Source organism: Niameybacter massiliensis (assembly GCF_001282685.1).
GTDB classification, from domain to species: domain Bacteria; phylum Bacillota; class Clostridia; order Lachnospirales; family Cellulosilyticaceae; genus Holtiella; species Holtiella tumoricola.
Map to the genome: position 1 here is coordinate 1552690 of NZ_LN875035.1, position 13321 is coordinate 1566010.

At 34.8% G+C, this 13321-nt stretch carries 10 protein-coding genes; 4 read left to right on the top strand and 6 right to left on the bottom strand.

Annotated elements, in window-relative coordinates; translation table 11 throughout:
• Window positions 1–119: 119 nt before the first annotated feature.
• The 4 genes from BN2390_RS22270 to BN2390_RS12660 form a co-directional block, all read right to left on the bottom strand.
• Complete coding sequence (locus BN2390_RS22270; protein ID WP_053984712.1) at window positions 120–2450, bottom strand: DUF11 domain-containing protein; 2331 nt, start codon at window positions 2448–2450, stop codon at window positions 120–122.
• A 167-nt stretch (window positions 2451–2617) separates the two neighbouring features.
• Entirely contained in the window at window positions 2618–3301 is a 684-nt protein-coding gene (locus BN2390_RS12650) for a hypothetical protein (RefSeq protein WP_053984713.1), read from the bottom strand.
• Window positions 3302–3506: 205 nt separating this feature from the next.
• A complete protein-coding gene (gene metA, locus BN2390_RS12655) occupies window positions 3507–4421 on the bottom strand; it encodes a homoserine O-acetyltransferase MetA (protein WP_053984714.1) in 915 nt (304 codons plus the stop codon).
• A 12-nt stretch (window positions 4422–4433) separates the two neighbouring features.
• Entirely contained in the window at window positions 4434–5234 is an 801-nt protein-coding gene (locus tag BN2390_RS12660) for a GTP diphosphokinase (RefSeq protein WP_053984715.1), read from the bottom strand.
• A 148-nt stretch (window positions 5235–5382) separates the two neighbouring features.
• On the opposite strand from BN2390_RS12660, the gene spoVB reads away from it, so the two are divergent.
• Window positions 5383–6906: a stage V sporulation protein B gene (gene spoVB / locus BN2390_RS12665; protein WP_053984716.1), complete on the top strand. Its 1524-nt coding sequence runs from the start codon at window positions 5383–5385 to the stop codon at window positions 6904–6906.
• Here spoVB and BN2390_RS12670 read toward each other — a convergent pair whose 3' ends face one another.
• Window positions 6907–8229 (bottom strand): replication-associated recombination protein A, encoded by a 1323-nt coding sequence (locus BN2390_RS12670; protein ID WP_053984717.1) that lies wholly within the window; start codon window positions 8227–8229, stop codon window positions 6907–6909.
• A 160-nt stretch (window positions 8230–8389) separates the two neighbouring features.
• On the opposite strand from BN2390_RS12670, the gene BN2390_RS12675 reads away from it, so the two are divergent.
• Together BN2390_RS12675 and lysA are read left to right on the top strand one after the other, a co-directional pair.
• Complete coding sequence (locus BN2390_RS12675; protein WP_053984718.1) at window positions 8390–9076, top strand: TrmB family transcriptional regulator; 687 nt, start codon at window positions 8390–8392, stop codon at window positions 9074–9076.
• Between the two features lie 11 nt (window positions 9077–9087).
• Window positions 9088–10344: a diaminopimelate decarboxylase gene (gene lysA, locus BN2390_RS12680; protein WP_053984719.1), complete on the top strand. Its 1257-nt coding sequence runs from the start codon at window positions 9088–9090 to the stop codon at window positions 10342–10344.
• Window positions 10345–10436: 92 nt separating this feature from the next.
• Here the strand turns inward: lysA and BN2390_RS12685 are convergent, their stop codons facing one another.
• Entirely contained in the window at window positions 10437–11894 is a 1458-nt protein-coding gene (locus tag BN2390_RS12685) for a methyl-accepting chemotaxis protein (RefSeq protein ID WP_053984720.1), read from the bottom strand.
• Window positions 11895–12112: 218 nt separating this feature from the next.
• Here BN2390_RS12685 and BN2390_RS12690 point away from each other — a divergent pair, with 218 nt between their 5' ends.
• Window positions 12113–13303, top strand: a complete 1191-nt coding sequence (locus BN2390_RS12690; RefSeq protein ID WP_053984721.1) for a THUMP domain-containing class I SAM-dependent RNA methyltransferase — start codon at window positions 12113–12115, stop codon at window positions 13301–13303.
• Window positions 13304–13321 lie beyond the last annotated feature (18 nt).

Here is a 13321-nt window from a genome sequence, read left to right on the forward strand (position 1 = left end):
ACAATTTTCAAATCATATAACAACTCTATATTTATCTGTATTTAATCTGTTTACCTTTTAATAGGTTATCCATTTCATCTTAAAATATGAATTTCAATTGCTATTTCTCGTATATAAATTTATATCTCTAGTATCATTAAATTTATATATTCTATACAAATATTTTCACATGATTGGTTGCTTAAACTAAAGATACTCTCTTTATCATCTGTCCTAATAATTGTATCACCTATAAAATTAAATTTTTCTGTTTTCCGACTTATTGGTTGACAATACATTCCTGGATATTTCCTAGAATTAACTAAAAAACTAATTTGTATACTTGTTTTACATCTTGCTATACCTGGTAATACAAATATTGTACAATGTACATAATATGATCTATTACTTTCTAGCACTATTTGATTTTTTCCCATTATATATTTGATAGAATCTCCTCTAGAAACTATTTTATCCAACAAAGGGACTGTTTCATAGCACTTCACACACATATTTTTTTCTGCACAAATATATAAATAATCTCTAATAGCATCCTTTCCAGCAGGTCCTGTTGGTCCTTGAGGGCCAGTTGCTCCTGTAGAACCCTTTTCTCCTGGGGGACCTGTTACTCCCGTAGAACCCTTTTCTCCTTGTGGGCCTGTTACTCCCGTAGAACCCTTTTCTCCTTGGGGACCTGTTGCTCCTGTAACTCCCTGCTCTCCTTGTGAGCCTGTTGCTCCTGTTACCCCCTGCTCTCCTTGTGAGCCTGTTGCTCCTGTAACTCCCTGCTCTCCTTGTGAGCCTGTTGCTCCTGTTACCCCCTGCTCTCCTTGTAAGCCTGTTGCTCCCGTAGAACCCTTTTCTCCTTGTGAACCTGTTGCTCCTGTAACTCCTTGCTCTCCTCTTGGACCTGTTGCTCCTGTAACTCCTTGCTCTCCTCTTGGACCTGTTGCTCCTGTAACTCCTTGCTCTCCTCTTGGACCTGTTGCTCCTGTAGGGCATATAGGACAAGTTGAGTTAATAATAGTCGTATTCACTTCATTAGTATTTACTACTACCCGCCTTGTATTATTTTCCATATCTATAAAGGTATATTTAAGAGTTCCTGTATTATATATTGTCGTGCCATTTTTTAGATTTGTTGCCACTTGTACTACGAACTGAATATTGATGGATTGTTTTGGTCCTATATCCTTTAATACAATTCCCTCTGAAAGTAATGGACTATTAACTTGTACATTATTAACTATAACTGAATCTACTTGCAAATTCACATCACTTGACAAAGGATCAACAAATAATACTTCTTTGAGCGTTTGACTACTTGTATTAGTAAAAGTTATTGTATAAGTTAATTTATCTCCCGGCTCACATATCACTCTATTTACATTTTTTTGAATATCTGTTACGGGAGTACCTTCTAATTCCTCCAAACGGATATCATCAATAAGATAATCATTACCGTAGGCGGGACCACCTTCACTAATAAAGCTTACCGTTAACACCGTATTACTTGCACTATTAAAAACAGCACCTACTTGTTTCCATGTAGGAATTGAAGTAAGCCCTAGATTTTGTGTCAATAACTTATTAAATATATCTTCTGATCCTGAAATAATTACACGTAGTTCTGGATTAATATACCCTGTAAGTGCATCTAAATTTAATATCCATGTAGAAAAGACATAATCTGTATTTGCCTTTACTGTTACCTGAGTAGTAAATATAGATTGATCAGGATGTCCCCCATTAACGACCATCATCCTTCCTGTTTCATTACCTGTACTATGGTCTGCTGTATTAAACCACACAGCAAAATTCGTATTATCTATAATATTACTTATGGAATACTCTCCATCTACTGGTAAACGATCACCATATTGGACATATTCAAAACTTGTTTCAAAATTGTTATAGGGGGGATTCGCAGTAGGTGGACTTGTTTGAACAGAAGTTCCATTAGGTAATAATCCAAATTCTCCATTTCCTCCTTCTACAATTAAATTTTTTCCCACCGTTACATAAGTATTAAGTGCTAATGGTATATTGGCTACTGGTGAATCTATAAACTGTATGTCTGAAATATCTGATGTAGTTACTGTAATATAAACTGTATTTGGCGTTAAAGACATAATATTTGTCGTATCACTTGGTACTCCATCTATTACAGAAACGTCTGGATCTTGAGGTGTTACTGTTATTGATGTTGCTTTATTCCATTCATCATTTATTGTATTCACTGTATACCCTGCAGCTTCAACTACCCTATATTCACCAGTAGGTATATTATTAAATATGAAATCTCCATTACTATCCGTTTTGGTTATAATGCCTAGTCCTGTAAATGTTCCACTAACACTTATATCTCCCTTTTCTTGTAGAGCCATATAAATATTAGCAACGGCCTTACTATCTGACGTTACCTGTGGTACTCCACTAGGAACAAATGCTACATTTCCCGATATATTCATATACACCACCCGAACCTAAAATTATTTTCTATGATAATATATGAATATTTTTTCACCTTGCTACCTAATACTTACAACCTTGTTCTTTTTATTCCAACATTTATAAATGAAAAATATGAGTACAAAATTAACAAGCCACCTTAAGGTGGCTTATTAATTTTAAACTATTAATTAATTCTTAATAGAAATGGTCGATCATGTAATCCATACCAAGACCTATAGCATAAAACCGCTTCATAAAAGTTATTATATCTAATAGGTGTTACCATATCCCATAAAGCATCATTGCCTGTGCAACCACCTTTTGTTTCACCAATGTAGATGATTTGTGCTTTTGGATTAATGTGTTTTAGAAGTTGAATAACTGTTAAAATAGGTGCTTTTTGAGCACACCAAGAAATTAAAAGATAATCTATCTGGCTACCATATTTTCTAACGCTTTCTATACAATCTAATTGTTCTAAATCTTTAATCCAAAAATTAGTCAATAACTCCTCAGAGTAATCATCTGTTGCATGAATATTAACTCCAAAACTTCTCAAGCCATAGGTAAGACATCCTGTCCCTGCCATAATTTCTAGGACTTTTTTGTCTTTAATAAAAGATGCTAATGCCTTACAAACGTTTTTAGTTACTAGTGTGTAACCAACTATAGGTAACAGTGTCTCTCTATAATCATAACTATTGTAATCTTTAGGTATAATAATAGGTACACCGCAACTATCAAATCCAGCATAGATTTGGTCTGTATAATCAAAAGGAATATCTTCTGGTAAATCTTTATGAAAATAAGTTTTAAAAACTGACGGTACAGGAATAAGGGTTTCTCCTAGTTTGCGTATTGTTCTCATGTCATGCCCTCTTTATGTTAAATTTATCATTAATTTGCTACACTATTTTAGTGTAGCTAGTAAATAAATTGTTCCCTTTCTCACTAATCCATATGCTTATCAAAATATTCAAGTTCAAAATAGACTTCTATTAGTTTAGCTATAATGCTAAAGCGAGTTAATCATCTTATATTGATTAACTCGCTTTTTATAATCTCTATCTATTTCATTTTATTTCATCTAACTTATATGGTGTTACTTGGTATACGTAGTAGTTGAGCCAGTTTGAAAACATAATATAAGCATGAGAGCGCCATTTTACATCTGGTCCTTTGTCCATATCATCATCTCTAAAATAGTGATGTGGCATTTGTATAGGTAAACCTTTATCTAAATCACGTCTATACTCATTACCTAATGTCCAAGGGTCATACTCAGCATGACCTGTTGCAAAAATCTGTTTGCCATCTTTTGAAATTGCTAGTGCTATCCCTGCTTCTTCTGAATCCAATAAAATATCTACGCAGTTACAAGCTTTTACTTCTTCCCTAGAGATTTCAGTATGCCTTGAATGAGGAATAAATACACAGTCATCCAATCCATAAAGAAGTGGTCCCGTGCCTACTTTATAATGTTCAAATACTCCAAAACGTTTTGCTGGCAAGTCAAACTTTTTAATACCATAATGATAATAAAGTCCTGCCTGTGCTCCCCAACAAATATGGAATGTAGAAGTTACATGAGTTTTAGTCCATTCCATAATGTCTGCTAACTCTTCCCAATATGTAACCTCTTCAAAAGGTATTTGCTCTACTGGAGCACCTGTAATAATCATACCATCAAATCTTTCTTCACTAATTTCATCAAATGTTTTATAAAATGTATTAAGGTATTCACTAGATGTATTTTTTGATTCATGTGAAGCTGGTCTTAATAATGTAATATCGATTTGAAGAGGGGTATTTCCAAGTAGTCTTAGAAGTTGGACTTCTGTGTCTTGTTTAATAGGCATTAAATTTAATACAGCTATTTTAAGTTCACGTATATCTTGTTTAATAGCCCTCTCCTCATCCATGATGAAAATATTTTCTTTTTGTAAAATATCTGCTGCTGGTAATTGATTTGGTACTCTAATTGGCAAAATACTTCCTCCCTATCTTTGATACACTTGACGAATTTTTTCTTCTAATTCTTTATTGAACTTATTAAGTTTATCTACATTGCCTTCTTCCCATAAGCCCCAAAACATTTCATAAATCTCATTCATGTCGTCTTGTTCATTGTTCTTAGCAAGTGCTTGCACATTTCCAAAGATGTCTGCTACTACGTTTGATTCTGCCTGGAACCCAGCTTGTGCTTTAAGTACTTCATCTCGTATTTCTGCCATTTCTTGATCCAGCTTATGAGCAGCTTCTGCGGCTTTATTAAGACGCTCTTGAATTGTTTCTGGCATATTTTGCTTATATTTATATCTAAGAGAGTGTTCAATTGTTGCCCAAAAATTCATAGCTAATGTACGAATTTGAATCTCTGCAAAAATCAATTTTTCACCTTGAGCTGTTTGCACAGGGTATTTTATAATCATATGATAACTACGATAACCACTTGGCTTTAGGTTATTGATATAATCACGTTCTTCTACTAAATACATATCTTTGCCATGGCGCTTGCGGATAATTTCTCTTACTGTATAAATATCTTCAACAAACTGGCACATAATACGGATCCCCGCAATATCTTCCATCTTTTCTTCCACTTGATCCAGTGGAATATTTTTCTTTTTAGCTTTCTCTAATATACTTGAAATTTTCTTAACACGGCCTGTCACAAATTCTATTGGTGAATACTCATCCAGGTTAATGTACTCGTTTCTAATCCCTTTGAACTTAATTTTCAGTTCTTCTACAGCTTGTGTATAGGGTGTTAAAATCTTCTTCCAGTTATTAATTTCCACCTATTGTTCACCATCCTTTTGCCTAAACTCATCATTTTTATTATACCTTATTTACGGTAACTTGCTCAACTTAAAATTCTAGTGCACATATTTTCCCAACTTGTCTCATAAATTGTACTAGTTATGTATTTAGATAAGGAGGAAGTCTATGGGTAAAAAAGCACTAATCACTGGTACAATTGTTTTAACCTTAACCAGTTTTGCAACGAAAATACTTGGATTTATTTTTCGTATTTACATGTCCAATATTATGGGGGCTGAAGGTGTTGGATTGTATCAACTTATTTTCCCCATCTATATGCTCATCTGGGCAGCCTCATCTGCTGGCATTTCACTTGCTGTATCCAAAAAAGTAGCTGAACATACAGCTCATGGTAGACATGCAGATGGTATCCGTACATTAAGGTCCGCCTTAATTATTTCTGTAAGTATTGCAACATTTATGTCTGGTTTTATTTTTGTCGCAGCACCTTGGGTTGCAAACTCCTATATACACGAGCCACGTACTGCACTTGCTCTTCGCTATTTGTTTGTATGTGTTCCCTTTATGGCTATAGCTTGTTGTATTCGTGGTTACTTCCAAGGTAGACAAGAAATGGCTGTTTCTGGCCTTGCCCAAGTTGTCGAGCAAATTGCTCGTATGGCTATTATTATCTGCTTTGCTAGTCTTTATATTCCAAAAGGTATTGAATATGCCTGTGCTCTTGGTGCTCTTGGCCTTTGCGCTGGTGAGTTTTGTTCTGCACTCTTTACTTTCACTATGTTTCAACTAAAAAAACGCAAGTTACCACCAAGCAAACCAACATTACCTTACCGCAGCATTATGGGCTCACTGATGACCATCTCTATTCCTATTACTGCAAATCGTTTTCTTACTTCAGCCCTAAGCTCTATAGAAAACATTCTTATCCCTATCCAACTTCAAAAGTTTGGAATGAATAACAGTGAAGCACTAGGTATGTATGGTATGTTTAGTGGAATGGCACTTCCTCTTCTTCTCTTCCCTTCAATGGTTACAATGGCCATTTCAACTGCTCTTGTCCCTGCCATTTCAGAAGCGGTAGCTAAGAACAACACCAGAGTTCTCCATAAAACAGTAAGTAAATCTATACAATACTCTGCTGTAATTGGAATTGGTTCTTGCGTACTTTTTTTAACACTAGGAGATGAAATTGCTATGGCTTGCTATGGCCGCCAAGAAGTTGGAGACCTTCTTCGCTACTTAGCCATTATCTGTCCTTTCCTTTACTTAAGAGATATATTAACTGGTATGCTTAATGGGTTAGGACTTCAACGCTTAACCTTTAAGGGTAATAGTATTGCTTCTGTTATATGCATCGTCCTTATTTTAATCCTTGTTCCACGCTTAGGTATTATTGGATTCGTTGTGGCAATGCTTATTCAGTCTACACTTGTAAGCTGTTATCATTTATGGCACGCTCTCAAACATATTAACCTTTCTGTAGATATTGTAGGCTGGTTCATTAAACCTACTTTAGCTGCTGTAGCAGGTGGACTTACACTCAACTATGTGTTTGACCATCATTTAATGACTCTCTTTAGTCTACGTATCTCTACAGTAATTGGTTCCTTAAGTCTTGCAGCCTTCTACATAGTTTTTCTATTTTTATTCAAATCCATTACAAAAGAAGATATTAAATTATTTATTTAATTACTCTTGGCACTTGCGTCTTGCAAGTGCCTCTTTTTGTTTGCGTTCATATCCTTCATCTGTAAGCTCACAATATACAGTGCCTCTTAAAGCTTCTGGTAAATACGCTTGTTCTACATAATGATTTGGATAATTGTGAGGATAAAGATAGTCTATCCCTCTTCCTAAATCTTTTGCACCACTATAATGGCTATCTTTAAGATATAATGGCACTGTTCCAATATCTCTAGTACGCACATCACTAAGCGCTGCATCAATACCAAGATAACTTGCATTGCTCTTTGGTGCACAGGCTACATAGACTGCAGCTTGTGCTAATATAATACGCCCTTCTGGCATACCAATACGTTCTACTGCAAGCATTGCATTCGTTGCTACGACTAGAGCCATGGGGTCAGCATTACCTACATCTTCACTTGCACAAATAGTAATACGTCTTGCTATAAATTTAGGATCCTCTCCCGCTTCTATCATTCTCGCCAAGTAATGAAGTACTGCATCTTTATCACTTCCACGCATACTCTTAATAAATGCAGAGATGACATCATAATGGTTGTCACCCTTTTTATCATAGTTCAACATACGCTTTTGCATGCATTCTTCCATAACTGCTACATCTATATGAATAAGTCCATCTTCACTTCTTTCTGTAGTCATAGCTGCAAGTTCAATAGCATTCAGTGCACTTCTTGCATCGCCCCCACTTCTAAGACCTATAAATTCTAACGCTTCATCTGTAATCGTACACTTATATACACCAAGTCCACGCTCTTTGCTTTTTAGCGCTTCAATTATAATTTTTTTTATAGCCTCTTCACCTAATGGGCGAAGTTCAAAAATTAAAGATCTAGAAATAAGCGCTCTATTTACTTCAAAATAAGGATTTTCTGTTGTTGCACCAATTAATATAATCGTACCATCCTCTGCATAAGGAAGGAGCGCATCTTGCTGAGCCTTATTAAAACGATGGATCTCATCTACAAAAATAATGGTCTTGTGTCCAGTCATAGCCTGATGATCTTTTGCTTCCTTAACAGCTTCTGTTATATCTGATTTACCACTGGTTGTCGCATTCAAAATAACAAACTTTGCTTTTGTTGTATTGGCAATTACTTTAGCAATTGTTGTTTTCCCCGTTCCTGGTGGGCCATAAAAAATGAGAGATTGGAGCTTGTCTGCTTTTATCGCACGATACAGTAACTTATCTGGTTGTAATATATGTTCTTGTCCTACTACTTCTTCTAGTTTTTTAGGTCTCATACGAGAAGCAAGTGGTGAGTCTACACTTTTCTTATTTTCACTAATATAATCAAATAAATCCATATTATCCACCTCAATTCTTCGAAACATCATTATATCATATTTTTACCATATAGTTATGAAATTAACATGCAGACTAAATTCTATCATTTATTAAATACTGTTGACTTTTCTAAAATTTTATTCTATAGTAGTTCTAAACAAAACTACTAAGGGTGATAATATGCATTTCGAAGAAGCACTTACCAAGTTAGGGTTAACACCTATAGAAGCTACTATTTACACAACACTTTGTAAACATGGTGCTTTAACAGGATATGAAGTTGCAAAACTCTGTGGCATTTCTCGTTCTAATGTATACGCAGCACTATATAGTCTCCAAGACAAAGGTAAATGCTATCTTCTAGACGAGGAACCTAACAAATATATTGCAATATCAAAGGAAGATTTACTTCTTTTAGCCAAAAAAGATTTTAAAGCCATTTATGAAACAATTGATACATTCTATCCTGAGAATTTACTTGTTTCAGATCCTTATATAACAATCAAAGGTTATCAAAATGTTATAGATAAAATTACAAATACTATCAAAAGCTGCAAATCACATTTGTATATTTTGACAACTGCTGACATTCTTGAACAATTTAGGGATGTCCTAAGTGAGATTAGTACAAGTAAAAGAGTCACCATTATTTGTAATTCACATTTAATATTAGGAGAGGCTCTTGTTTATGTTAAAGTCAAACCGCCTCTTGGTTTTCATATGATTGTGGATACACATTGTGTCATCACTGGGGATCTAGCTAATACATCATCACAATGTCTTTATACCACTAATCAATCTCTCGTACGGCTTATGCGAGAATCATTAATCACAGAATTAGAAATGATTCGTCTCACGAATCAATAGGGAGGATTGCTATGCACACTTTACACGGTAATTTTACAACTGATACTCAATTCTTTGGAGGAAACAATGTCTTCGACCTCATTGAAGAATACGGGTCTCCACTCTATATTTACAATGAAGAAATTCTTCGTACACGTTGCAAAGAAATTAAAAACTTAGTTACTTATGAGAACTTTGTTCCACACTATTCAGTAAAAGCAAATACAAATATTCACTTACTTAAAATTGTTAGAGAAGAAGGCCTTCATGCAGATGTTATGAGTCCTGGTGAAATATACCTTGCACTTCAAAGTGGATTCAAACCGGAAGAACTTTTCTTTATTCCAAATAACGTTACAGCTGAAGATATGCGTTATGCGATCAATCATGGTGTTCTAATGAGCTTAGATTCTCTTTCTCAACTTGAACTTTATGGAGAAATGAACCCAGGTAGTAAAGTTGCTTTACGTTTCAATCCTGGTATTGGTGCTGGCCACCATGAAAAAGTTGTTACAGCAGGTAAAAAAACTAAATTCGGAATTAACCAAGAAGATATTGATATTGTTAAATCTCTTCTTAAAAAATATGATTTAACATTAGTAGGAATTAATCAACACATCGGTTCATTATTTATGGATTACGATCCATATATTCAAAGTACTGCTTCTATCTTACACATCGCAGAGCACTTTGAGGATTTAGAATTTATTGATTTAGGCGGTGGCTTCGGTATTCCTTATCATAAACAAGATGGTGAAGCACGCTTAGATATTAAAACACTTGGTCACAAACTCGATGTTGTACTTCACAACTTTGCTGAAAGCTATGGCAAAAAACTTCAATTCCAAATTGAGCCTGGACGCTACATCCCTTGCGAATGCGGACTTATCCTTGGTACAGTTACAAGTTTAAAAGAAAATGCTGGTGTACATTACCTTGGAACAGATGTAGGATTCAATGTTCTTCAACGTCCTATTATGTATGACTCACATCATGATATGGAACTTTATACTACACATGTTGCTTGTACTTCACCACTAACACCTTTTACTGTAGTAGGTAACATTTGTGAAAGTGGGGATATTCTGGCTAAAGACCGTCTTCTTCCTACTCCACATGTAGGTGACCTAATAGGAGTATTAGATGCTGGTGCTTACGGCTTCTCAATGTCATCTTCTTATAACCAACGTCCTCGTACTGCCGAAGTCCTTATTGAGGAAACTGGTAATGTAAAATTAATCCGCAAACGTGAGACACTTGAAGATTTACTTCGTCCTATGCTTGTATAACAAGGATTAATATTAAAAATATAAAAAGAACCTTCTATAGCTAGGAATTTTTCACTAGATATAGAAGGTTCTTTTTTATTATTCATTGCTAACTAGAATACCATTTCTTCTTGTTGTTCTAATCTTTTAGCAATTTTTATAATCTCTTGAAGCTTATTAATAATTTGCTCTGATATCCCATAGGTGTCTTGATAAATTCTCTGAGCTCCTACTAAATCTCCTGTTTCAATTGCACGAATAACATGATGCCCGTTATTATGTAAGGTCTTATGAATGCCTTCAATCGTATCCCATACTTCTTTAATCTGTGGATGTTTAATCTCTAAACCATTATAAAAGTGACCAAACTCACACTTATTCTCATTTGTTTGGATAGCTTCAATCTTTTTATTTTTTAACATTGTTTCTAACTTAATAACCCATTTTTGATGTGCTTTAATCGCTCTTTCAATAACTATTATAAATTGTTCATTTGAAAGTTTTGTATAACCCTCACTCATATTATGGAATATTGCTTTTATCTGGTTAGATACCCCTTCATCTATAGAACTAATACTCTTTGCATACTCATAAGTTTTCTCAGATACTTCGCTTACTTCTAAAGACATTTGATTCATTTTTTCTGTCTCAAGTACAACTTCATTCATCCCAACTGAAATCTCTTGTGCTGACTGATTAATCTCATTTATCGTTGTTGATAAAGTTTGAATTTGCCCTACTGTCATCTCTAGATTACGTCCGCCTTCTTCAAATGTATGATTAACTTGTTCCATCTTTGAATCCATTTCTTCCATTGAGTGAATGGTTGTTTTAACACTATGGATACCATCGGTTGTTGCTTCTCTAATATTTTGTGTAAAGGTCTGCATATCACCTAACTTACTTTTTGTGCCTTCTGCTAACTTTCTAATTTCTTCTGCAACAACAGCAAATCCTCTCCCCTGTTCCCCTGCTCTTGCTGCTTCAATACTAGCATTTAAAGCAAGTAAATTAGTTTGCTCTGCAATAGCTCTTACACCTTCTACAATCTCATCTACTTTATGTGAAAGTTGCTCTAAGACATTAATTTTATCTTCCATAATCTTTGCATTATCGAATACTACTTGTCTAATATTATTGATTTCATTAAGTTGTTGCATATTTTCTTTATTTGTAGTCATAAGCTCTAGTGACTTACTACTTACCTCTTTAAGGACGTGGGTGCTTTCTTCCAAACTCACAGATACTTCATTTATACTTAACTTCGCTTCTTCTACAATTGCCATATTACAATTACTTGACATCTCTAACTCTGCTGCAATATTTTTAAGTCTATTTGCACTAAAGCTCATTGTTACATCAAACTCACTCAACTTTGAGCTTTCTGCTAGAAGTTGGACTGTCATATCATAATTTAGACTATGTACATTCATATATCTATCTACAACTTCTAATACTTTTTGATGCTGTGGGTGGTTTGTTTTAGGTGCTTCACAGCATTTCCCTTTCATATTACTTTCCATATAATCAAAGATACTGCATACTTCTGAACACTTTTTACGTTTGAACATATTAAACGATCTCCTCGTATATTTTATATATTTTATATATTTTCACCTTAAGTCAACCCTACTCTTCCGCTAATATTACTGATATCTAAATTATAAACTAGGTTTACACTCGTTTACAATTATTTTTTATCTTTCCTGTCTCATTTACTTCTATCCTATACATTTAGCTCAACTTATAGTAAAATACATAAGATTAAGTATGATAAAAGGAGATTCCTATGAAAACTTTTGAGCTTATTGCTACTTCTACCTTTGGAATCGAATCTGTTGTTCGACATGAAGTAGAAGAACTTGGCTATGAAATAAATGAAGTTGCGGATGGTAAGATTACTTATATAGGTGATGTTGAAGCCATCGTTCTTTCTAATTTATGGCTTCGCAGTGCTGACCGTGTACTTCTTAAGATGGGAGAATTTAAAGCCCTTACTTTTGAAACACTTTTCAATGAAACTGCAGCTATTCCTTGGGAAAAATGGATTACACCAGATGCTAAATTCACTGTTAATGGTAAATCCGTTAAATCTGCTCTCTTTAGTATTTCTGACTGTCAATCTATCGTAAAAAAAGCTATTGTTACACGTTTACAAAAAGTTTATGGCATTGAATGGTTTGAAGAAACTGGTCCAAGCTATACTGTACAAGTATCTCTTCTTAAAGATATTGCAACTTTAACTATTGATACAACTGGTAATGAAGGTCTTCACAAACGTGGTTACCGTGTAAGCACTGTAGAAGCACCTATTAAAGAAACATTGGCTGCTGCACTTTTACAAATTAGTTACTGGCAAAAAGGACGTATTCTATATGATCCATGTTGTGGTAGCGGTACATTTGCTATTGAAGCTGCTATGATGGCTAAAAATATTGCCCCTGGGCTTAACCGTTCTTTTGCATCTTGTGCATGGCCTCAAGTGCCTCGTAAACTTTGGCAAGAGCTTCGCGAGGAAGCACGTGACCAAATGGACCAAAAAGGTAACCCTATCATCTATGCTTCTGATATTAATCGTAATGCGATTTTAGCTGCACGTGAGAACGCAGAAGCTGCTGGTGTAGGCGAATGTATCCAATTCTTTGCAAAACCAATCCACAAGACTTCTCTTCCTCATGGAGACTATGGTGTTGTAATCTGTAACCCACCTTATGGTGAACGTATTAGTACAAGTCAAGAACTTCCTAGACTTCATAAGGATTTACGTACCCTTATTGACTCTAATGAAACTTGGTCTTTCTATGCTGTTACATCTGCACCTGATTTTGAAAAAGACTTTGGAAAACGTGCTAATAAAAATCGTAAACTTTTCAACGGACGTATTCCAGTTAAATTCTATCAATACTTTGGACCTCGCCCACCAAAAGATGGTGAGAACTTCAAAGTTGTTGAGCCAAATGAGAAGCAACCAATAGAATAAAAAAAGGCACATAGAGCG

What these genes read in the sequence shown, in the direction of transcription:
- BN2390_RS12670 (WP_053984717.1), bottom strand. Translation starts at nt 8,229, where the DNA reads ATGGATTTATTTGATTATATTAGTGAAAATAAGAAAAGTGTAGACTCA.
- BN2390_RS12675 (WP_053984718.1), top strand. Translation starts at nt 8,390, where the DNA reads ATGCATTTCGAAGAAGCACTTACCAAGTTAGGGTTAACACCTATAGAA.
- BN2390_RS22270 (WP_053984712.1), bottom strand. Translation starts at nt 2,450, where the DNA reads ATGAATATATCGGGAAATGTAGCATTTGTTCCTAGTGGAGTACCACAG.
- BN2390_RS12650 (WP_053984713.1), bottom strand. Translation starts at nt 3,301, where the DNA reads ATGAGAACAATACGCAAACTAGGAGAAACCCTTATTCCTGTACCGTCA.
- BN2390_RS12690 (WP_053984721.1), top strand. Translation starts at nt 12,113, where the DNA reads ATGAAAACTTTTGAGCTTATTGCTACTTCTACCTTTGGAATCGAATCT.
- spoVB (WP_053984716.1), top strand. Translation starts at nt 5,383, where the DNA reads ATGGGTAAAAAAGCACTAATCACTGGTACAATTGTTTTAACCTTAACC.
- lysA (WP_053984719.1), top strand. Translation starts at nt 9,088, where the DNA reads ATGCACACTTTACACGGTAATTTTACAACTGATACTCAATTCTTTGGA.
- BN2390_RS12685 (WP_053984720.1), bottom strand. Translation starts at nt 11,894, where the DNA reads ATGTTCAAACGTAAAAAGTGTTCAGAAGTATGCAGTATCTTTGATTAT.